This window comes from Ferrovum sp. PN-J185 (genome assembly GCF_001581925.1).
GTDB lineage: Bacteria > Pseudomonadota > Gammaproteobacteria > Burkholderiales > Ferrovaceae > PN-J185.
Map to the genome: position 1 here is coordinate 419,729 of NZ_LQZA01000001.1, position 21,646 is coordinate 441,374.

22 protein-coding genes are annotated in these 21,646 nt (G+C 37.2%); 9 read left to right on the plus strand and 13 right to left on the minus strand.

Translation table 11 applies throughout. The features are described from left to right. Positions 1-3: 3 nt before the first annotated feature. From FV185_RS02040 to FV185_RS02050, 3 genes are all read right to left on the minus strand, one after another. Positions 4-1,038 carry an efflux RND transporter periplasmic adaptor subunit gene (locus tag FV185_RS02040; protein WP_067493066.1) on the minus strand — a complete coding sequence of 345 codons (1,035 nt, stop codon included), beginning with the start codon at positions 1,036-1,038 and terminating at the stop codon, positions 4-6. A 207-nt stretch (positions 1,039-1,245) separates the two neighbouring features. Next, entirely contained in the window at positions 1,246-2,613 is a 1,368-nt protein-coding gene (trbL, locus tag FV185_RS02045; RefSeq protein WP_067493068.1) for a P-type conjugative transfer protein TrbL, read from the minus strand. A gap of 146 nt (positions 2,614-2,759) precedes the next feature. Further along, positions 2,760-3,044 carry a hypothetical protein gene (locus tag FV185_RS02050; protein WP_067493069.1) on the minus strand — a complete coding sequence of 95 codons (285 nt, stop codon included), beginning with the start codon at positions 3,042-3,044 and terminating at the stop codon, positions 2,760-2,762. Positions 3,045-3,598: 554 nt separating this feature from the next. On the opposite strand from FV185_RS02050, the gene FV185_RS02055 reads away from it, so the two are divergent. From FV185_RS02055 to FV185_RS02095, 9 genes are all read left to right on the plus strand, one after another. After that, positions 3,599-4,387: a hypothetical protein gene (locus FV185_RS02055; protein ID WP_067493071.1), complete on the plus strand. Its 789-nt coding sequence runs from the start codon at positions 3,599-3,601 to the stop codon at positions 4,385-4,387. A gap of 5 nt (positions 4,388-4,392) precedes the next feature. Further along, positions 4,393-5,703, plus strand: a complete 1,311-nt coding sequence (locus FV185_RS02060; protein ID WP_197457722.1) for a carbohydrate porin — start codon at positions 4,393-4,395, stop codon at positions 5,701-5,703. Between the two features lie 162 nt (positions 5,704-5,865). After that, positions 5,866-7,158: a serine hydrolase domain-containing protein gene (locus FV185_RS02065; RefSeq protein WP_067493075.1), complete on the plus strand. Its 1,293-nt coding sequence runs from the start codon at positions 5,866-5,868 to the stop codon at positions 7,156-7,158. 141 nt (positions 7,159-7,299) lie between these two features. Continuing rightward, the gene (locus tag FV185_RS02070; protein ID WP_067493077.1) at positions 7,300-7,833 is read left to right on the plus strand and encodes an HD domain-containing protein; all 534 of its coding nucleotides are present in this window, start codon (positions 7,300-7,302) and stop codon (positions 7,831-7,833) included. 56 nt (positions 7,834-7,889) lie between these two features. Then, positions 7,890-8,585 (plus strand): cupin domain-containing protein, encoded by a 696-nt coding sequence (locus FV185_RS02075; protein ID WP_067493079.1) that lies wholly within the window; start codon positions 7,890-7,892, stop codon positions 8,583-8,585. Beyond that, positions 8,586-9,824: a chloride channel protein gene (locus FV185_RS02080; RefSeq protein WP_067493081.1), complete on the plus strand. Its 1,239-nt coding sequence runs from the start codon at positions 8,586-8,588 to the stop codon at positions 9,822-9,824. A 38-nt stretch (positions 9,825-9,862) separates the two neighbouring features. Beyond that, on the plus strand, positions 9,863-11,218 hold the full coding sequence (gene rmuC, locus FV185_RS02085; RefSeq protein WP_067493083.1) for a DNA recombination protein RmuC: 1,356 nt from the start codon (positions 9,863-9,865) through the stop codon (positions 11,216-11,218). A 2-nt stretch (positions 11,219-11,220) separates the two neighbouring features. Further along, positions 11,221-11,817 carry a pseudouridine synthase gene (locus tag FV185_RS02090; RefSeq protein WP_229347206.1) on the plus strand — a complete coding sequence of 199 codons (597 nt, stop codon included), beginning with the start codon at positions 11,221-11,223 and terminating at the stop codon, positions 11,815-11,817. Positions 11,818-11,856: 39 nt separating this feature from the next. Then, on the plus strand, positions 11,857-12,327 hold the full coding sequence (locus tag FV185_RS02095; protein ID WP_067493085.1) for a Smr/MutS family protein: 471 nt from the start codon (positions 11,857-11,859) through the stop codon (positions 12,325-12,327). A 47-nt stretch (positions 12,328-12,374) separates the two neighbouring features. Here the strand turns inward: FV185_RS02095 and FV185_RS02100 are convergent, their stop codons facing one another. The 10 genes from FV185_RS02100 to FV185_RS02145 all read right to left on the minus strand — a co-directional run bounded on the left by FV185_RS02100 (position 12,375) and on the right by FV185_RS02145 (position 21,552). Beyond that, a complete protein-coding gene (locus FV185_RS02100) occupies positions 12,375-12,617 on the minus strand; it encodes a hypothetical protein (protein ID WP_067493087.1) in 243 nt (80 codons plus the stop codon). A 100-nt stretch (positions 12,618-12,717) separates the two neighbouring features. Then, the gene (locus tag FV185_RS02105) at positions 12,718-13,476 is read right to left on the minus strand and encodes an SDR family oxidoreductase (protein ID WP_067493088.1); all 759 of its coding nucleotides are present in this window, start codon (positions 13,474-13,476) and stop codon (positions 12,718-12,720) included. A gap of 142 nt (positions 13,477-13,618) precedes the next feature. Further along, positions 13,619-14,326 (minus strand): P-type conjugative transfer protein TrbJ, encoded by a 708-nt coding sequence (gene trbJ, locus FV185_RS02110; RefSeq protein ID WP_067493090.1) that lies wholly within the window; start codon positions 14,324-14,326, stop codon positions 13,619-13,621. Then, positions 14,310-16,760, minus strand: coding sequence for a TraG/VirB4 family ATPase (locus FV185_RS02115; protein ID WP_067493093.1), 2,451 nt, complete (start codon positions 16,758-16,760; stop codon positions 14,310-14,312). Before FV185_RS02115 ends, trbJ begins: the two co-directional genes overlap by 17 nt. A gap of 2 nt (positions 16,761-16,762) precedes the next feature. Then, positions 16,763-17,074: a conjugal transfer protein TrbD gene (gene trbD, locus FV185_RS02120; protein ID WP_067493095.1), complete on the minus strand. Its 312-nt coding sequence runs from the start codon at positions 17,072-17,074 to the stop codon at positions 16,763-16,765. Next, positions 17,071-17,391 (minus strand): TrbC/VirB2 family protein, encoded by a 321-nt coding sequence (locus FV185_RS02125; protein WP_067493097.1) that lies wholly within the window; start codon positions 17,389-17,391, stop codon positions 17,071-17,073. Before FV185_RS02125 ends, trbD begins: the two co-directional genes overlap by 4 nt. Continuing rightward, positions 17,345-18,391: a P-type conjugative transfer ATPase TrbB gene (trbB, locus tag FV185_RS02130; RefSeq protein WP_067493098.1), complete on the minus strand. Its 1,047-nt coding sequence runs from the start codon at positions 18,389-18,391 to the stop codon at positions 17,345-17,347. The genes FV185_RS02125 and trbB overlap by 47 nt, the downstream gene beginning before the upstream one ends. 3 nt (positions 18,392-18,394) lie before the next feature. Further along, positions 18,395-18,886 carry a signal peptidase I gene (gene lepB, locus FV185_RS02135; protein ID WP_067493100.1) on the minus strand — a complete coding sequence of 164 codons (492 nt, stop codon included), beginning with the start codon at positions 18,884-18,886 and terminating at the stop codon, positions 18,395-18,397. Between the two features lie 17 nt (positions 18,887-18,903). Continuing rightward, positions 18,904-20,571 (minus strand): type IV secretory system conjugative DNA transfer family protein, encoded by a 1,668-nt coding sequence (locus FV185_RS02140; protein WP_067493102.1) that lies wholly within the window; start codon positions 20,569-20,571, stop codon positions 18,904-18,906. 42 nt (positions 20,572-20,613) lie between these two features. Beyond that, positions 20,614-21,552, minus strand: coding sequence for an ArdC family protein (locus tag FV185_RS02145; RefSeq protein ID WP_067493104.1), 939 nt, complete (start codon positions 21,550-21,552; stop codon positions 20,614-20,616). Between the last annotated feature and the right edge of the window lie 94 nt (positions 21,553-21,646).

The window sequence follows — 21,646 nt, forward strand, 5'->3', positions numbered from 1 at the left end:
GGGTTAATTACCGCATGTATGGTTTATAGAGTTAGTCGTTGTGCTATCTAGCCTATTGATTTTTACTGTAACAGGCATTCCAAGACGTAATTGATGATTTGTATTGCATGCATAGATTCTTACACGATAAACAAGCTCAGTTCTTAATTCGGTTGTTTCAACATTCTTAGGTGTAAACTCTGAAGTGGGAGAGATAAACCCTACCCAACCTAGAAATGCGTGATTTGGAAATGAGTCCGTATAGACTTGCGCTTCCATTCCAGGGTGAATAAATCCAAGAGATTTCTCTGGTAAATACACGCGAGCCCAAATAGGATTATCCAGAGCCAGAGTGAATACCGGAGTTTGTGGAGAAACCATATCACCGGGCTCAAGTATTCGACTTTGTACAATACCGTCTTCTAATGCATATAAGTTTGTATCAATAAGCTCTTGTTTAGCAATTGCTAGTTGAGATTGATAGGCTTGTAATTGTTGTCGTGCAGCTTCAATATCCTCTTTGCGAGGACCTTCAAGAGAAAGTTTAAGAGTTTGTTGTGCTCGATCGAAGTTTGCTTTTGCAGTGTTTAAAGCGGCAAGTGAGTTGTCAACGTTTTGTTTTGGTACATACTGTTTTTTTACCAATTCCTTTTGTCGTTCATAGCTTATTCTAGTGTTAATTAAATTCGCTTTTGCTGAAGCCACATCTGCACGGGCTTGTTCAATTTCCTCAGGACGTGATCCATTCAGTAAACGGGTTAATATCTGTTGTTGTGTAGCAACTAGTGCTTCATTTTGTTTGACGGCCTCTTGGAAACGGATAGGATCGAGTTTAGCTAATAATTGACCTTTTTTAATGCTATCCCCTTCTTGTACTTGTATTGCTGTAATTCGTCCGGAATCATAGAAGGCTGCTTGTACTTGACGAATATCGATATTGCCATAAAGTGTTATGGTGTTGTTCTCTTGTTTAGGACGGTTTATCCAATAGAAAGACAACCCTATGGCAATGATTATAACAAGTCCAATATAAACATATTTTCTTGCTGAATGGGACATGAATATTCCTTGTTGTGATTGCTTTTACGGCTTATTAAATCTCGAATGAATAGTAATTTTACGTTTATTATCAAGATTATTATCACTTAAGATTAAGAGTGTTTTGTTAATTATTAAGCGTCAAGTACATTATTGATTATTTCTAATCTAGCGTAAAGAATAGTGTTAAATGTTATTCAGACTAAATGAAATTTCTGACGTAAGAAATTACTCTATATGATTTATTCTTATAGAAACAGAACCTGTTGAGCCATCATGTGGAGTGCTGGATTTGAGTTGTTGTTCTGCCACATGATCAATAATTGAACTGATAGTATTAGACGATTGTGGAACTGGGCTTTGAGAATTAATAGATAACTGAGATGTGTTTTTGTCAGTTAATCGGATACGATTTGCTAGTTCTGCTCCCAAGGTATTTTTACCTAGTCCTTGTACTTGTTTTTCTTGTAGTGTATTCATTATAGTTTGATTGTTTACAGCTGAGTGACCAGTCAAATGGTCTTTAACCATTGAACCAACACTATTTAACCCGTGTTGAGAAGCTTTAACTATTCCCTGTTGTTTGGCAAGGGTTATACCGCTACCGATTGCTTTTGCCGCACCGATGGTTTGATTAGCCAGCTTTACTCCTAATCCCAATCCTGTTGCTCCAATACCAAGAGCAGTACCTGCACTGAACACAGCGCTGTTACCTACATTACTTAAACTTAATGAGGGGCTACCACTCATCATGGTTGCAGCTAAAGAGGGAATCATAAAGCATAACGCGCCAAACACAAGAGAGATGGCTGCAGCAGTAAAAAAACTAGCAGGAGGAGGTGAGCCTGTTCCTGCGGCAATCATTGCTTGTTGTATATCTTGATTGATATTTTGGGCTAATAGAGGCCCTAGTCCAACTATTAAATATAAAACAAATAATTTAATTCCCACACTGACTGCGTAACCCAAATAGCGCTCCCCAAATGAAATAGTCCATCTCGATCCTAAAAAACCTAACATGATCATTCCCCCACCAATAATTAAATAGCTTTCAATTAAGGTTATTAATAGTTGCAATGATGCAAAGGCAAAGGCGATGACAATTAGTAGTGATGAAAGTCCAGCACAAATAGCGGAAAAAAGATAACTCCCAAGCGCCTGTAACCCCATAGATGGGCTTCCTAAAGAGAGAATTAATTGGTTGGCAATTTGTGGACCAAGATTAAATATATTACTAGGGCTTAAAGTACCAACCCCTGATATAGTTGCACCTGCTTGAGAAAAGCTACTAATAATAAGCGGTATCCATTGTGGCGCAAGACTGATTAAAGAATAAAAAAATGACAATGAAAGAATTTTGAACGTGAGTGCACTGAGTAAATCAGTGAGTTCATTTTTTCGTAGCAAATAATGTATTCCTGACCAGACAAATTCTATAAGTGCTAAACCAGCAAAAAGATGATTGGCATAGATAATCGACTGATTCATCCATGAGGAGGAGCTTTGCTGAAACTGTAGATTGATTTGGTCTAAAGTTCCCGTTGCCCATACAGATATGGGTAAAAGAAGAATTACTGTTCCTAAAAGACGAGCCATATTAGCCTTTTAATATCATAAGGCCAATCTGTTGTAGTTGAAAAAACTATTGAAAAATTATGAAAATAATATTTTCTACACAAGATTGAAAGTGCAAAAAGATGAAACCATACTCTCAAACAGACAGTATGGTTTTGATAAGTACATTAAGAGTTATTATTTTGCGCTGATGGATGTACTTTTTTATGCTTTTTATGATGTTTGCTGTGGGTTGAATGATGTTTTGTGTGTTTTTTATGTTTTTTATGATGGGTATGTTTTTTATGTATTGGTTTTTGAGCGATTTGATCAGCTTTTGCTTCTGCTTTCAACTCTTTTTCATCTTGAACTAGTTCAGGGTGCTTCTCTGCGATAGAAGCGGGCAATTCAGCGTAACTTAATGACGTAATAGTCAGAAAACTTAAACCAAGTAAAACTTTTGCTAGTTTCATACTAATTCCTTAGATTTTAAATAATGATTACAAGCTATTTATCATACCAATAAATAATTTAATTAATATAACTAGATGTTTTTATTGGTTTTATTATTTTATTTTTCGACCCGTAATCTTGAGGAGTTTTTATGGTTAAGACGCTAATATATTGATTTAATTAAATAAAATTAATTTCATTGCTTGAAAAGAAATCTGTCTAAATTCATTACACTTCAATAGTGGGTTGTTTTTATCTTGATTCGTTCTTTTTGATGATTTCTATTTACTACATTACTAGTAGTAATTTTTGTTCTTGTTTTTTTGTTTTATTGTTGTAACATGTTGCTTTTTAAAAGAATTAACATCTTTGTAATAAAATACCAGGATAATTTCAAAGTTTTATGAATTACATTGAAATACGCTTTGCCTTTTAAATCAATAAATTGATTCAGATTGAGTGTTTTTCGAGATTATTAAAAATCTCTTAAGAATAATAATCATGGGTTTTATGTTGGTTTAAATCTAAGATTAGAAAAATATGCTGTTTAATTTACGTATAGGTTAAGTTCTTAATGAGAGTAACTCGAACAATCGTTTTATTGGTTCTAAGCTATGTATGTCTTTTTAAAAGCGCAGTCGTTTATGCGCTTCAAGATGAGATCCAAGTTTATGATGACACCATCAACGCTAAGGGAGTATTTGGTGTCGAAATGCATACAAATACTACATTAGGTGGACCTTCTGTTACTCCTAATCCAGGTGAACTTGCGAACCTTCATCAACTTAGAAATACCTATGAGTTAAGTTATGGTATTGATGGCCATTTTGAAGCAGGTTTATATTTACCCATTGTTCATGAATCTCAAGGCCCTACTGAATTTGCAGGACCTAGAGTAAGAATGAAGTGGATTGGGAAAGCAGCGCCTGATGGGGGCTCTTTCTATGGATTCAATGTTGAGTTATCAGATGTAAAGTATCAATTCGAGGCTCAACAACAAGCCATTGAGATGCGTCCGATTATGGGATTTCGCAATGCAGATTGGTTAGTCGCTTTTAATCCTGTATTAGATTACACCACACGACCAGGTTATAGACAGGACGGCCCTATCTTTTCTCCACAATTGAAAGTAGGCCGAACAGTTGCTAAGGGTATACAAGCAGGTTTTGAGTTTTATGGGGATGTGGGGCCTGTAGTACAACCTTTATATATGTATCAACAAGGTAATACCTTATTCGCTGTTATTGATGTAGATCGCGGACCATGGATCTTTAATGCGGGCGTTGGCAGAGGTTTTAACAGTTATGCTGATGGTTGGACTGTTAAAACAATTATTGAAATTCCACATGGTTGGTTACAGTGAAATTTTTGTATTTATTATTATTCTTAATTGCGTTTAATGTATATGCAGACTCATCTGCAAATTCAGATAATAACTCATCTTTATTATCAGGTTATCCAGGTTTTGAACTTCATGGCGATATGACATTGATTGATCAATGGCATGGTGGCTTTAATCATCGATTTCCTGATGGAACTAATTCTTTGTCTTCATCTTACGAGAACTCCTATTCCTCTGTAGAAGGACTGGTGGGTAGTTACGACTTTGGTCAAGGAACTCAATTTGTTAGTCGACTTGAGATGATTCGTGGTATCCCCTTATCTGGTGCAGGAGGATTAGCAGCGTTAACCAATAATGATGTGCAGCGAGTAATGTATAACCGCTTTCAAGCTTATATAGCGTTAGCTTATCTTTCACATACTATCAATTTTGGTGATATTGATATAACTCCTCCCCCTGAGGATGCAAATTTAGATAAAAGATTAAAAAATACAGCTAAACGTGTCAATTTTATAATAGGTAAAGTTGATGTACTGAGTATGTTTGATCCTAATACGTATGCACATAAAGGAGATAATCAGTTTTTAAACTGGTGTTTTATGACCTCTTGTGCTTATGATTATGCTGCAGATGCCAGAGGGTATACCTATGGTTTGGGAAGTCAGTTAGATTGGGGAGATTACTCTGTTCGAGCCGGATATTTTGCTATGCCAATACTGCCTAATCAGCTCGCTATTGATCAGTCTATTGGTCATCATTTTGGTGCCAATTTTGAAGTAGAAAGGCGTTGGCAAAGTGGTGCATTACGTTTTTTAGCCTATCAAGGAAGAATGGATTTAACGAATTATGCATCCTACCTTAATCAGACTGGAGTCCTGGTCCAACAATCTCCTAAATACAACGCCAAACGTGGTGGAGCTGGATTAAACTTAGAGCAATCTATCACAAAAAACATTGGTTTTTTTGCCCGTGCCTTTCGTGACAGTGGTACTTATGAAAGTATGGCTTTTACAGAGGCGGATGCCAGCTATTCAGCAGGATTATCGTTTGATGGTTCGGCTTGGTCAAGGGAAGGGGATAATATTGGAATTGGCTATATCCAAAATCAAATTAATAGTGTCAGACAACAATTTCTCGCAGCGGGTAACTATGACTTATTTATTGGTGACGGTAATTTGCTGTATGCTCCTGAAGAGGTATTAGAAACCTATTATCGCTATCGTATCCGTCAAGGGGTTGAGCTTACAGCTGATTGGCAATACATACAAAATCCAGCTTACAATCAATACCGTGGTCCTGTTAATGTTTATGCTTTTCGATTGCATCTAGAATTTTAATGCTTCATCTAGCATTACTTTTCATTAAGTATGGCATTTAGTACTACTTTCAAATCATCCTGAAAATAATGTAAGCTTCTTCATGAGATAAGGTTTTCTTATCTCAAACTTTTTGTTGATCAATAAAAAAACACACTAAAAAAGATAATTAAGAGGACCCCTATGATTAAGAGCTTACAAAGCGCTGCTTTAATTACATTATTGTTTGCTATACCCAATTCCTATGCTGAATCGATAAAACCTGAGTCATTAGGTTTTTCAAAAGAGGGATTACAACAAATAACTCGTGTATATGACAATGAAGTTAGGGAAGGGCATATCCCTGGTGCTGTAATACTTATAAAACGACATGGAAAAATTGTCTACGAGGAGGCAATTGGTTACCAAAATAAAGCTAAAAATATAGCTATGAAACGTAATGATATTTTTAGAAATTATTCCATGACAAAACCTTTTGTTGCAGTTGCTGCTATGCAATTAATGGAGCAAGGTAAATTAACTCTGGCTGATCCTGTATCAAAGTTCATTCCTGAATTAAAACAAATGAAAGTTGCTGTTGAAACAAAAGATGGGGACAAAATAACTGATAAACTTGTGCCTACAAATAGAGATATTCAAATTATCGATCTATTACGTCATACATCAGGCATTGTATACGGTGAAATTACTAAAAATAAGTTATTACAAGATGCCTATAAACAACAAAAATTAGTTAATGAAAGTCTTGCTTATGATGTGCGTAGCCTCACTCCACAACAAGAGATTGATGCCCTATCAAAAGTTCCGTTAAGTACGCAACCCGGAACAAATTGGGAATATAGTCTATCGGTTGATTTGTTAGGCAGAGTTGTTGAAAAGGTATCAGGGCAAAGATTAGGAGACTATCTTAAACAAAATATCTTTACTCCTTTAAATATGAAAGATACAGGGTTTTATGTAAGTAAAAGTAATCTATCACGTTTGGCTGAACCTTTAGATACCGATCCATTTACACATCAACCAATTCATTTAATTGATGTTACTGAGCAACCGAATAATGATTCAGGTGGAGCAGGCTCTGTAACCACAGCTGACGATTATCTAAACTTTGTGACCATGCTTCTTGATCATGGTACTTATAATCACCAACATATATTATCTCCTGCATCCATTAACTTAATGACCTCTGACCAATTAGGTAATAGAACAACTGTTCCTTATAGCCCAGGACAGTTATTAATGGGAGTAGATGGTTACACCTTTGGTTTAGGGTTTATGGTACGCAAAGAAGATGGCTTAGCTGGGGTATTAGGTAGTAAAGGTGAGTATATGTGGGCGGGAGCTGCGGGTACATTTTTCTGGGTTGAACCCCAGAAAGATTTAGCTGTGGTTGTAATGACGCAAGTACCTGGTCCAGTAAGACCCTACTACAGACGTTTAATTAAAGATTTAGTTGATTCTGCACTAATAAATTAGAGTCAAATTACCTCATTAGTATAGATCAGTAACTCAGGTATGAAATACGTGAGTTACTGATATAAACATCAAGTTATTCTATTTGAAATTTATTAATTACTAGATATATTGATAATGTATTAAGCTAATAAATTAATTATTATGGATATACCATTTCTTTTGTCTGTTATTCAGTTTGCGGCGGATAAACATCGTCATCAACGTCGTAAAGATTTTCATGCTTCGCCATATATTAATCATCCTCTCGCACTGGCCTATGTGCTATCTAATGAGGCGGGAATAGTGGATATAAATGTACTTTCTGCTGCCTTGTTACATGACACGATTGAGGATACAGATACTACCCTTGAGGAATTAATTGAGCGATTTGGTTCTAAAATTGCATCGATTGTTTTGGAAGTGACGGACGACAAATCATTACCAAAACAACAGCGTAAACAGCTACAAATTGATCATGCTCCTCATTCATCTGATGAGGCTAAACTGGTTAAATTGGCTGATAAGATCTGTAATTTACGCGACTTGTTTGATTATCCTCCGCACGGTTGGTCCGTTGAGCGAATTCATGACTATTTCGACTGGTCTGAAAAAGTGATAGCTGGATTAAGGGGGGTGAACCCCAAACTAGAATATTTAGTAGATCAATTATTACAAAGACGTACAGAAATAAGTTAATAATTCCATATACCGATTTATAATGGTTAATTATATTAGTTAACTAACTTAATCGTATGCTTAAAGTAAATGCAGATTTTAGTGAGCGAGTCGTAATAGATACGTCACTATTAGATTGGCATGATTCTCCTCAGCCGCAGATAAAAAGAAAATTACTGGATCGTCTTGGCAATGAAATCGCGCGAGCGACGTCAATTGTCTCATATCTACCTTATTCTGAATTTCCACAGCACAGCCATGGTGGCGGTGAGGAAATACTAGTGCTTGATGGCGTGTTTTCTGATGAAACAGGAGATTATGGTCCAGGGTCATATCTGCGTAATCCACCTGGAAGTGCTCATACACCAAGGAGTCAAGAGGGCTGCACGATTTTTGTAAAATTATGGCAGTTTTCTCAAGGAGACTTAGATACGGTAAGAATCTATACTCATGATAGTCCATGGTATCAAGGACTTGTACCTGGATTACATGTTATGCCATTACATGACTGTGATGGTATTGGTACTGCACTTGTTCATTGGGCACCTAATACTCAATTTCAAGGGCATATTCATCCTGGAGGCGAGGAAATTTTTGTATTAGATGGGGTATTTCATGATGAATGGGGAAGTTATCCTAAGGGAACATGGATAAGAAGCCCGCGTTACAGCAAACATACTCCTTTTACGCAAAGTGAAGGCGCATTAATTTATGTTAAAACAGGTCATTTGGGTGCAGAGTTTATTCCCTTACCTAGTAATGATATGGGTTAGATGAGTGATACGATAAAATTATGGATAGCAGCATGTTTAGCCGGCATATTAGGTGCGTTAGCAATGTATGCTTTCCATCTCGGCAGTTATGGTATTGAATGGATATTAACTCAGCATACTGGCAGTTTAGTTGAAAATGCCAAACATTTATCACCACTGCTTAGAATAGGGGTTCCCACCCTAGGTGGAGTGGCGGCAGGGTTAGTCATTGATTGGTCAAAAAAGTGGAATACGACACCACATATCGACTATATGGATGCTGCCCGAGATAGTATTACAACGCTTAATGATAAAACCAACCTTACACGAATTTTATCTTCCTTGTGTTCAGTGGGTTCAGGTGCATCAATTGGTCGCGAGGGACCAATGATTCAACTATCGGCATGGTTCGCATCAAAGCTTGGTAAATATATTGTCCTACCGCAACACTTCGGTAATGCGGTATTAATTTGTGGAATTGCAGCGGGTATTGCCGCTGCCTATCATGCACCCATAGCAGCGGTTGTATTTATTCTAGAATTAGCTTTAGGTTTTTTTGCCAAACACACTATAGCTCCTCTACTTATTTCTACTGTGATTTCTAGTGCTCTAATTTATTGGTTAGTAGAACCAGGTCCTTTATATGTGATTCCTGATGCCTCAGGGCATACATTAAATGTATATCTACTCCTAGCTGGGTTAGCAATGGGGGTTATATGGGGAATAATGGGGTTTTGGTTACTCAAATTCATTGAAATAACTAAAATCAGTTTCAGCAAAATTACTGTTATGACTATCCGTTTGGGAGCTGGTGGACTATTCGTTGGTCTTATTTCTTATTACGTACCTGAAGTATGGGGTAATGGATATCATACTGTCTCTACTATATTACAGGGTGGTGTGGTTATAGAGTGGGTGGCTATTGTGTTGCTAGCAAAAGTAGTTGCGACTTTAGTGAGCACATCATCGGGTGCGATTGGTGGTATTTTTACGCCGACTTTATTTATGGGAGCCACCAGTGGCTATCTAATGGGTGGAATAGTTGGGGTTGATCCTATTTCTACAGCTATCATGGGAATGGCTGCCATGTTAGCTGCAGTCACACATGCACCATTAATGGCAATTGTTATGGTATTAGAAATGACTAATCAATTTCAATTAACTTTACCTGTGGTGTTAGCTTGTGCGGTGGCTTTTGCATTAAGCGCTCAATTTGGGGTGAAACCGTTATATGGTAATCCTATTGAGCATCATAATTGATATTTTAAATAAGTTTTATTAAAGGTTAGGAAAAAAGTATGTACATAATAATTGGCTTAATAACACTAGTTATCTTATTACTTATTATTATTATCTTTACTGGTAAAACCAAAAAAACAGATAGTACAGAGGCGTTAGTCTCACTGAAAGATGACTTAAACAAATATCAAGGGAACTTAACTGGTCGTCTTGAAACCATGTTGTTACAATCAAACCAAGTGACAGAAAACATTAATCAGCTCAAGACGAACTTACAAGAGAAACTAGATCAAAAATTAACTCAATTACTCTCTGAGGCCAGAGAAGAACGAAAGCTTGCCACAGATGCACAATCAAAAGTGATTGAAGAATTACGATCAGATTTAAATCAACGCTTGGCTCTTCTAACCCAAACTATTAACGAACAACTGACAGGAACGAGTCAGCAATTAAGAGAAAGTATTCAAAAACGTTTAGCTGAAATTCAAGAGAATAATGATAAAAAACTAGAAGAGATGAGAAAAACTGTAGATGAAAAACTTCATGCCACTCTTGAGGAACGCTTAGGAGAGAAGTTTAAACTGGTATCAGATCATCTTGATAAGGTTCATATTGGTTTGGGCGAAATGAAACAACTGGCTGAAGGTATGGGGGACTTGAAGAAAGTTTTCACGAACGTTAAGACGCGTGGTACTTGGGGCGAGGTTCAACTTGGTAGCTTATTAGATCAAGTTCTTACTCAAGAACAATATCAAAAAAATGTGATTACCGTTCCAGGATCAAATGATCCTGTTGAATTTGCAATTAAGCTTCCTGGTGTAGATAACGACTCGCAGGTATGGTTGCCGATAGATGCCAAGTTTCCTATTGAGGACTATCAACGTTTGGTTGAAGCAATTGATCAGGGAGAGACAGAAAAAGCTGAGTTATACAGCAAACAATTAGAAAGACGCGTGAAAGAGGAAGCGAAAACAATTCGTCAGAAATATATCCATGTACCTAATACTACTGATTTTGCCATTTTATTCTTACCTACAGAAGGACTGTATGCAGAGATTCTGCGTCGCCCTGGGCTTGTTGACAGTATTCAAAATGAACAACGAGTTAGTATTGCTGGTCCAACCACTTTGCTTGCGATTTTGAATAGTTTACAAATGGGCTTTAGAACGCTTGCTATTGAACAACGTTCTGCTGAAATTTGGAAAACTCTAGGTGCTGTTAAATCAGAGTTCTTGAAATTTGGTGACGTCATTGAAGCAACAAGAAAAAAATTAGATCAAGCTACGAAGCAATTTGATGAAGTTGATCGTAGAACCCGAGTATTAAAACGTACCTTACGTGATGTAGAAGAGTTACCAATTAATCAGTCAACGCCGTTGATTGCCTCTGGCAATGACGAATTAGATGAAGAGTAATCGTGTTGAACAAAGCGAGAAATAAAGAAGCGAAAAACTCTATTCCCCGTCTTATTGCCTTAAATAAGCCATATGGCGTACTCAGTCAATTTACCGAAGAGGGGGGGTGGAGATCGTTAAAAGAATTTATATCTGAACCTCATTTTTATGCGGCAGGACGATTAGATGTGGATAGTGAAGGATTGTTGTTATTAACTAATAACGGCAAACTACAAGCGCATATTGCTGACCCTCATTTTAAGCTTAATAAAACCTATTGGGCGCAAATTGAGGGTGAGCCTACTGAATTAAACTTAGATAGTTTGCGACAAGGCGTTGAATTAAAAGATGGTATGACAAGGCCGGCTAAAGTTGTTCTACTTAAAATGCCTCCTGCTGTATGGGAGCGTCATCCACCTATTCGTTTTAGACAATCTAAACCGACCTCATGGCTTGAGATAACTATTAGTGAAGGTCGTAATCGCCAAGTAAGAAGAATGACAGCAGCAATAGGTTATCCAACATTACGTTTAATCAGAGTGGCTATAGGCCCGTATAATTTAAAAAATTTAGAATTAGGTCATTGGCGAGAAGAAAAAACTAGTTTGCTTGATAATTAATCAATAATTGTTATTAGTCATTAATTGGCTTAAATTATTATGTCAAAATTTTTTTGTTGTACTCAATGTGGTAATTTTCGTGGGTTGTTTCCTCTTTATTGTGAATATTGTGGTTCACAAGATCTCCCTATTGCTCATACCAACTTTGTAAAAGTGGATATAGAAAAAGGGTTGCCTCTGGTTGAAGAAGCTATTCAGGCTTTTGAAACACATTTACTACGTGTAGAAGAATTAGGGATTAGAGTAATGTTAGTCTTACACGGTTATGGTAGTTCAGGGCAGGGTGGGAAAATTCGCAAATCTTTTCGTGACCTACTGCAAAATAATCAATGGGCAAACCGCGTTGATGATTACTATTTTGGTGAGGAATTACGTAGTTTAAGTAGTTTAAATATTACCGCTCAATTAAAAAAGGAACTTGAAAAAGAAAGGTTTGTTTCTAATCCGGGCTGTACTTTACTACTACTTAAACATATTCATTTAAGTTTTGGTGGAAAAACTCACGTTTAAACCATTAGGTATTACTATGACTCAATACTGACATATGATACGTGCTTTCATCCATGCGATCTTGGATGAAGATTTTCCGAACGCATGTTAAAGCGTTTCATATGGGTTTTTTCTGCTTCTTTCTTTGCTGTTGATTTTACTTTCGCCTTTGCTTTGGCTTCCTGTGTTATTTTTTTTACATCTTTAGCAAGCTCTGGATGTTTTTCAGCTAAAGCTGCAGGTAATTGCGCATAACTGATTGACGATATGGCAACTAATGCAATTGTTGATACTATTTTTGCGGCTTTCATGATAATTTCCTTTGTCAGACTTTTACTACTATTTCATTAACGTTTAAGTATCAGATTAGGTTGATTCTAATTTTGCAAAAAAATGTTAAAAACAAGTGGTTTATGGATAATCCTGGCGAGTTGGACGAACCATGATGTTACTTACATGTACATGTGGCGGTTGATTCAACGAAAACAAGATGGTGTTAGCTACATCAATTGGATATAACAAGGGACCAAATTTTTCATTAAAGACGTCAGTCACGTCATCCTTGTAGCCTGCCGCCTCTTGAAAGCCGCTGACCACAACACCAGGTTCAATTAAGGTTACTCGCACACCCTTGGGGCCTACTTCTCGGCGTAAGCTTTCAGTAAGACAATGAACAGCAAACTTTGTTGCACTGTACGTGGCACCGAAGGGTGAAATATGTCGCCCAACCACCGAACCAATAACAACAATATCAGTTGCCTTATGTGGAAATTGGGTAGCCTGTTGTGCAACCATGCATCTTGCTGACTGTTGCAATAACTGGGCAGCCCCAGAGACATTTAGTTTTAAAATGGCATCAAATTGTGACAAATCAGCGTCTTTTACAGAACCACTTAATCCTCGGCCCGCATTAACAACCACAGCATCCACGGGAGCATTAAATTGACTTAGTGCTTGGCTAAACATAGTTTCTAGATGTTCAGCATCTGAGGCATCACCACAAATACCAATAAAATTGTTACCAAGGGATTGTGTAAGAGAATTTAATTTGTCTAGATTTCGTCCGTCACCGATGACACGATGCCCTTCTTTGATAAGCAATTCGGCGGTCGCTCTACCGATTCCTGAGGTGACCCCTGTAATTAATACAACTCTTGATAGACTTGTCATATTAGTAACCTTTGGTTATTTAGTATGCTACCTAACCAATCATAGACCTCTTTTTCTTACAAAACAAGACTAAATCTAAACTTATTGTGCAACGCACACTAAGCTATTGTTTCATTTAATTTATTTTGCAATGCAAAATAAATTAATAACTGGAATTGTAGTGATTATTGCTGTTAATCCAAGCTTCCCCATTATTTCTATCTTGTTGATGGCTATTTGCTTGCGTAGCTAGAGCATTCATCATGACTTGATTGCCCCCCATAATGTCTTGTCTAAGCAATTGCATTTGATTGACGAGAAGTCCTGAAATTTGATTACCTGCTTGGAGTACTTGCATTCTTCCTACTGCGTTTTGACTTAAATTTTGAATACTTGATAAGGACAATTGTTCATTGGCAAATTGTTGGCTTTCAAGACCGTATTGATTAAGAAGAGAACTGGTTTGACTCAATAAATTGGTGGTCCACTGTTGTAAATGACTGCTATATTGTTGTAATGGCGCTGAGGGGAGACCATAAATACTTTGTGCACTATCAAGTGTATTAAGCGTGGAGTATGTCAAGCCTTGAGCTGTGCCCATTAGATTCACTAATTGTGATAATTGTCCTGATACATTAGGCCATAATTGTTGGGGTAGTGAGGTTAAGTTTTTAACTTGATTGGTTATAAGTTGTAATTGCTGTGCTGTTTGAGTAACGGCCTCAGACAATTGGTTGACAGCTGTTGCTTCTTGTAGCATTTGCTCAGGTAGTGTCGCCCCAGCAATCGAGCTAATACCACCACTGCCTGCATTGGCACTAAAGGCTAATGTAACCAAGCCAATAACAAAAAGATTAGTGGATTTGATCATGGTAGTTTAACCAATGTTGAGCCGCTTCATTAAAATGATGCTCTTGTAGCCAATGAAAAGGCCATAATTCGTGCCATTTTTCTTGTAGTTCGAGGATGTGTTCTCGACTTTTTTTATCAGCAACACTTAAAAAAGTAAGTTCTACCTCAGATAACCCCAACTCAAATAAGCGTTTTCCTTTTGGCTGAATCATATAGTACTGTCTTTTCATAATAGCCTGGCTAATAATTAAGATTTGTCTATCATTTAAACCAATTTTTTCGTACAAAGGTTTTACAACTGGAGTATTGGCTTCACGGTTAGGTAATAAAATTTTTGTCGGACAAGATTCAAGAATTAATTCTAATAGTCCAGATTGATTTAAATCACTGATACTTTGTGTTGCAAATATAACAGCAACATTTCGTTTTCGAAGAGTTTTGAGCCATTCTCTAAAAGTGAGACGAAAGCGTGGATGATCAAGGACTATCCATGCTTCATCGAGAATAAGTAAGGTAGGTCTACCATCAAAACGTCGTAGTAAGCGATGAAATAAATAGGTAAGAGTGGGAAGTAGTATCGCGTCACCATATTGCATCAACGTATCCATCTCAAATACTTGGAAAGAATGATCAGAAAAATGATCTGTTTCACCATCAAAGAGTTCTCCAGCTACTCCTTGCAGTGTATAAAAGCGCAATGCTTGACGTAAATCAGGATATTGAATCAAAGTCACAAAATGAGTAAGAGTTCGTTCAGAACTAGTTGAGCTTCCGAGCTGTATTTCTTTTAAAACACGGTAAATTTCTTCACGATACTGCGCATTGACTGATACGCCTTGAAGCTCACACAGAAGCTCTATCCATTCTTGTGCGAATGACAATTCACTTTGTTCATGTAAAAAAGCCAATGGGCAGAAACGATTAGTGTGTCCTCCTAGTTTCAGTTCATGATGTACCCCTCCTGTAGAGAGAACTAGAGTATGACTTGAGTAACCTTTATCAAAGACAAAAACTTGAGCGTACGGATAGCGAAATTGTTGCGCCATGATAAAGCATAATAAAGTGGACTTACCCGCTCCAGTGGGCCCAATAATCGCAGTATGACCAACATCTTCTGCATGTAAATTAAACCGAAAAGGTGTTGCTCCTGTAGTCACGGTGAGTGCTAATGGAGGGCTACCATGCGGATATAAAGGGTTAGGGTGTGTGTCAGATCCTGCCCAAATAGAGGTGAAAGGTAATAAATGACATAAATTAAGAGTATTAATTAAGGGGCGTCTCACATTCGCGAAATGGTTACCAGGCATTGAGCCTAGCCACGCTTCCATAGCGTTGATATTTTCAAGGCGAACACCAACCCCTTGCTGATGGATTAATTTTATGAGTAAGCGGGTTTGTTCAACTAAGAACTGTTCATTAGGATGGCTCAAGATGAGTACTGATGTATAGTAACCATAACGTACTAGACCACTATTCACCTCTGTAATTGCAGCGATAGCTTCTCTCGACATATCATCGGCATCATGGTTGATATGAGTCGCTTCTCCACCTGCTTGTTCTCTTAATACATTCAGCGCACTTTTTCTTTTTTGGCTCCATCGTGCACGATAGCCATTTAAGGTTTTTAACGCGTTTTCTTGGCTAAGATAGATAAAACGTGAGCTCCAACGGTACGACAATTCCTGTCGTGACAAAAAGTCCATCATGCCTGGGTATGAAAAGGCAGGGTAACCCTCCAATGAAACTATGTGTGTAGGGATATTATTAATTTTTGGCATGAATCCTGTAACAATATCTGTGAGACCAATAATACTATCTAAATAAAAAGGTATTTCCGGTAAAGTAATATGTTTTTTTTCTTGTTGTACACAGGTATTTAAAAAGTTAATGAGATGGCTAGATATGGCATTATTTATCTCATATTCTTGGAGACGAGTGAGTTGAAGAACAGAGCTTAAGCGATCTTCGATTTGTTTAATTTTGTCTGTAAATACATTCAGTTGATAAGTGGCTTCTCCTTCTTTTTCTTTCTCCATAAATAATAGACTGGCATGATGTGCGCCACTAACAGGGGGATACCAAGTTAACGTTAATACACTATCATTAATAAATCGATTTGAAGATTCTTTGAATCCTTCTTGTCGTACAGCTTCAATTAACTCAGTAGTCGCATCAGGAAAAGATCCTGCGGGTAGGGTTAAGTCGGCTGGAATACGAAACACATCGCAGTGAATAATCCAGCCTTCGTCCAGCGCAAGAATCTGATTTAAATGATTCGCCATCCAATTCATTTCATGTGCATTCGCAGAATCTAAGTCTGGTCCCTGATATCTCCAGGAAGCTAGATAGCCCCCTCCTTTTGTGAGTATTACGCCGGGTGCAACGAGCCCCGCCCAAGGTAGTAGGTCTACGGCACTCAGTGATTTATGGCGAAAAGAATTGAGTGACCACATAGTTATAACCAATTGACATATCTAGCAAAAGGGCTTGTTTGCGCAAGATACATTTTTTGGAAGCGAAGATGACGCAAAGTTATCCGGCTAAGTAGTGGATCATAACGTGCTGCTTCTGCGATAAGAATTTGTCCTATTATCCATAGGAAAATTCCTAATAAAGCAGACCAAAGATGAGGTAATGAAAAAATAAAAATACCGCACACTATTACTAATATAAGAGAAAGGTGACGTTCGCCTCCCATTAAAAGTAGTGGGCGATTCAGTGCTCGATACAGTGGAATACTTTGATATAAGGGATCTATGGGACTCATGATACTAATGCTCCTGTAAGCCCTAAAACCATTAAAAAATTGTTTCCTAAAACAATCATTGTCACACCCAATACAACAAACAATGCACGTTTGGCAATACCACCTAATTCTTCCCCAAATACCAATGCGGCCCCAGTTGCTAGGAAAGCAATGACGCTGATACCCGTTGCCACAGGACCGGTTAAATCATCTTGTAAGGTTTTAATTGGCGTGTCCCATGGTAGACCACCCATGGTGGTAGCATGGCTATATAATGATGTTAAAAGTAGGCTACAAAGTAGATTGAGGCGTAACAGATATTTGCTTATGGTTTTCATGGTCGACTCCGGAAAATAAATCAAGATTAATCCGTTGACCTTGAAAAAAATCAGCTTCTTTTAATAAATAATTGTGCCCATCATACCCCATACATTGCACTATCTCACTCACGCCACGACCTGATGCTGTTTTTTTTATAACAATAATCAGATTCACTGTATGGCCAATTAATTGTCTATTTAGTGGTACACCACTTTCTTCAATAAGTTGTTCTAATCGTAATAATGCGCCTTGAGCATCATTGGCATGAAGTGTAGATATTCCCCCAGGGTGACCTGTGTTCCATGCTTTCAATAAAGTCAGTGCTTCACTTCCTCGCACCTCTCCAACGATAATTCTATCTGGCCTAAGTCGTAATGTTGCTTTTAATAAACGAGTGAGATTGATGAACTCACTTGTTACTAAGGATAACGAATTATGTGTATTGAGTGCGATTTCTGGTGTGTCTTCTAAAAGTATGAGTCGCTCTTGTGGAAAACGCTGTTGTATCTCATGAAGCATGGCATAAACAAAGGTTGTTTTTCCGCTACCTGTCCCTCCTGCAACTAAAATATTCTGATGTGAAGATAATGCATGAATAATTTGATCATATTGAGTAAACGTGAAGATGCCCTGATTAATGTAATCAATTAAACATATGGGACGAGAGATTGGTTTTCTAATAGAGAAAATAGGTTGGCTTGAAATGGGTTGAATAATTCCTTCAAAGCGCTCTTTATTAAAGGGAAGTTCGCATTCTAAGATAGGTGTTGATATATCAAGTTGTGTGTTTTTTAAGCTTGCTAATGTATCCATTGCAAGTCTTACTTGTATTGCATTAAGGGTGCCTTTTTTTATTAATCCTTTGACATAATGATCAATCCATAAATAACCATCTGTGTTATAAAGAATTTCGTTTATATCTGGATCCTTTAGATAGCTTAGTATTTCCTCCCCTAGATGTCTTTTTAAGGCATCAATTTGTCTTATATAAAATTCGTTTTGACTGTTTTCAGACATGTATTATTGATGACGATGATAGAGAATGACTGGGTATGTTATTGCGATAATATCAGTATCATTGACTGGGCCAAAATATCGGGAGTCATTTGAAAAATAAGGGTTATTACTACCATATACCCAATAGTAATGAATAGGTAAAGTAACCATGGTTTGTGTTGTATAGATACTTTTTTGACTGCTTAGAATTTGGCTATGTGCTAATAGCTTTTGGTTAATTTCAACCCCCTGATTATTGATAATAATCTTATCTCCTGGGATACCAACAACTGTTTTTATTAGAAAAGGATAACAACGAGCAGTTTTGTTTTTTTTTATAATATTGTGACATAGTGCTACATGATCACCCCTTTTAACAGAGTGATAAATTGAGGTTAAGCGCCAAATCCCTATTGGCTCTGAATTAGAATAATTAAATCGATAGTTTGAAATAATAAGTATGGCTGCGCCTATGGTAAGAATTAGGATGACGTATGGCCAGTTACTTTTTCTCATAAATAAGGATGGTATATTTATCGTGATAGTTGAACAGGTGGTAATAGTTTAGTAGCGAATAATCGTTCTTTATAAAATTGTATTTTTTTTGCATAAATGGGAGCGTAGCCGGTGACTAAAATTAAGGCTCGGTTAGGTGGGAGCCTCATGGCTTCATCTGCTGTGAGTAGAGGTCTTCCAATAAAATGGGTGCTTTTGGACGTATTATTTAGCATTAAAGCAAAACGAGATCCTGAAAATTGTTGTTGTGGTTGTCCTAACGTAGCGTTACCTAGCATTTTTGATAATAATTCTGCTGTTTCAATTTTATTTGGGGCATAAGCCACACGAATATGACAGTTACTGATAATCGACTCGTCTCTACCGTAAGCTGCATGAAGCTGGCTAATATCTTGAATAATTAATAATGCTTTTAGGCCATATCCCGCTATAAATGCTAATGATTCTTGAAAAATATCGAGTTTTCCTAAACTTGGAAACTCATCAAGAAGTAGTAACAAGCGATGGGGGTACTGACTTCTACCCAAACCAGTTTCATCAAAATGCATTTTTTCTGTGAGTCTTCTTACCACTTGGTTAATAATTAAACGAATTAACGGTTTAAGTCGATCTTTGTCTGACGGAGGTACAACCAGATAGAGGGTAGTAGGATTTTCCATTAAGCTCTCTATAGTAAAGTCTGATGTTCTAACATTGTTAGCAACCACTTCATCCTTATAAAGGGAAAGAAAAGAAAGTGCGGTGGATAATACTCCTGATGCCTCGTTTGCTGCTTTATTTAAAAAACTTTGCGCGGATTGAGCGACCAAAGGATGCGGACTATGGCCTAAGTGATTGGTATGCTGAATATCCTTCATGATTTGCTCAATACTTTTACCTGGTGTAGATAGTAACGATTGAACTCGATTAAGTGATTTGTCAGTCTCTGCATAGAGTACATGTAAGATAACGCCAACCAATAGATCAAAGCCTGTTTTTGCCCAGTGGTCGTTAAGTCCACGGCCATCTGGATCTACAATCATGGTGGCAATATTTTGCACATCCCGGGTTTCAAACTCACTACCTAAGCGAATTTCATTAAGTGGGTTAAAGCGATGCGAATCTTGAGAGGTTGGATCAAATTTTATAATACGTTGTTTAAGTATGTTTTGACGATACCCACTTGTATGGTAATAATTCTCTCCTTTTATGTCATGAACCAGTACTGAATCGTGCCATCCTAATAGAGTCGGAATAACAATGCCGACCCCTTTGCCACTTCGTGTGGGAGCAAAAACTAAAATATGCTCACTATCGTGATGTCGTAAATAATAGTGTTGTCTTTTTTTTTGAAATACTCCCAAATATACGCCACCCTTTTTTGAGGATAGTAATCCTGTTGCTTTGACTTGTTTTTCGTCCGCCCATTGGGCGGAACCATGATAAGTATGTTGGTTTTGTGCGAGGAACGCTTTGCGTTGAGCGGAATAAATAATACCGAGTGTGCTTGAAGTAATAATGAGTTGTATTAAATCGTGCCAAGAGATAGTTAAGATAAACTGTTTAATATGAATGTTAATGGTTGGTAAACGATGAGATAGCAATAATCCAGAGCCATACCAAATTAATACACCAATTATAATAAGCGATATAAATCTTGGTTTTTCTACAGTTAAAGAAGATAAGATTTGCTTATCAGTTGTCATAGTGATGTTAATTTGTACCTTATTTAATTAGTGATGAATAAATTATTTTTCTTCAAGTATTGTTTGAATTTGGTGTTGTTGACTTAAAAACTTAGCTGCTTCGCTTCCTTGTGAGATAGCTAAACTTATATATTGAGGATCGTTGTGTAATAGGTTTATCCAGTGCGCTGTGTAGGCTAGATGTTGTTCATCTGTTTGGTCGGGATGATCAGCCTGGTAGTGTAAACCCAATTCTCTACATAAAAGATAAGCACCAATTTCTGCAGTAATCTCTTCAATACAATAAGCGTTACTTCCAAATTTACCAGACTGATTGCGTGCTAAACGATGCTCGTTACCTGATGCATGAGCTAATTCATGTGCAAAAGTACTATTTCGAGCATAGGCATTTCTAAATTGATGAGGTAGGGGTAGCTTGATAATGTCTAGATGAGGTGAATAGTAAGCCGTATCTGATGCGGTTTCTATTACTTTAATACCTAATTGATAGGCGATTTTTTCTAATATCCTGGGATGATGTGGAATTTGCGTATCTGACGAAATATATTTCAAACAAGAGATACCAATAATCTGTTGAGCATTAAACACATAAGCTGTTCTGAATTGGGTAACTTTTTCTATAGTGTTATGGCTCGATTCTTCATTGGTATCATTTCTGACGTCAGATTTTTTTACGTGAGTTACGGGTAGTAGAATTGCTGTTCCCTGTTCACCTGCTTTAATTTTCCAACCCATTTGTTGTGCTTGATGAAACCCCATCCAGCGCGGATCTTCAAACCCAAAAATATCGGCACTTAGGGATAAATGTAGTGCGTTAAATCCTCGGTAAGGTTGTCCGGTGATTGGATTGTGTGGTTTTGAATTCTCAGTACCAAATTGTGGACACCATGGTTTTTGCCATGGGGGTAATTTATTTTCATTCAGAAGTGTAGTGAGGCTCTTGATAAAGTTATTGAGAATCTCTTTAGTGGACGTGACCATAAGGATACCTGTAAGTGGTGATCCTAATCGGTATGTTATGAAATAAAAATACTAGGTTTAATTAAAGGCATTTGAATTTAATATATCTCGTTAA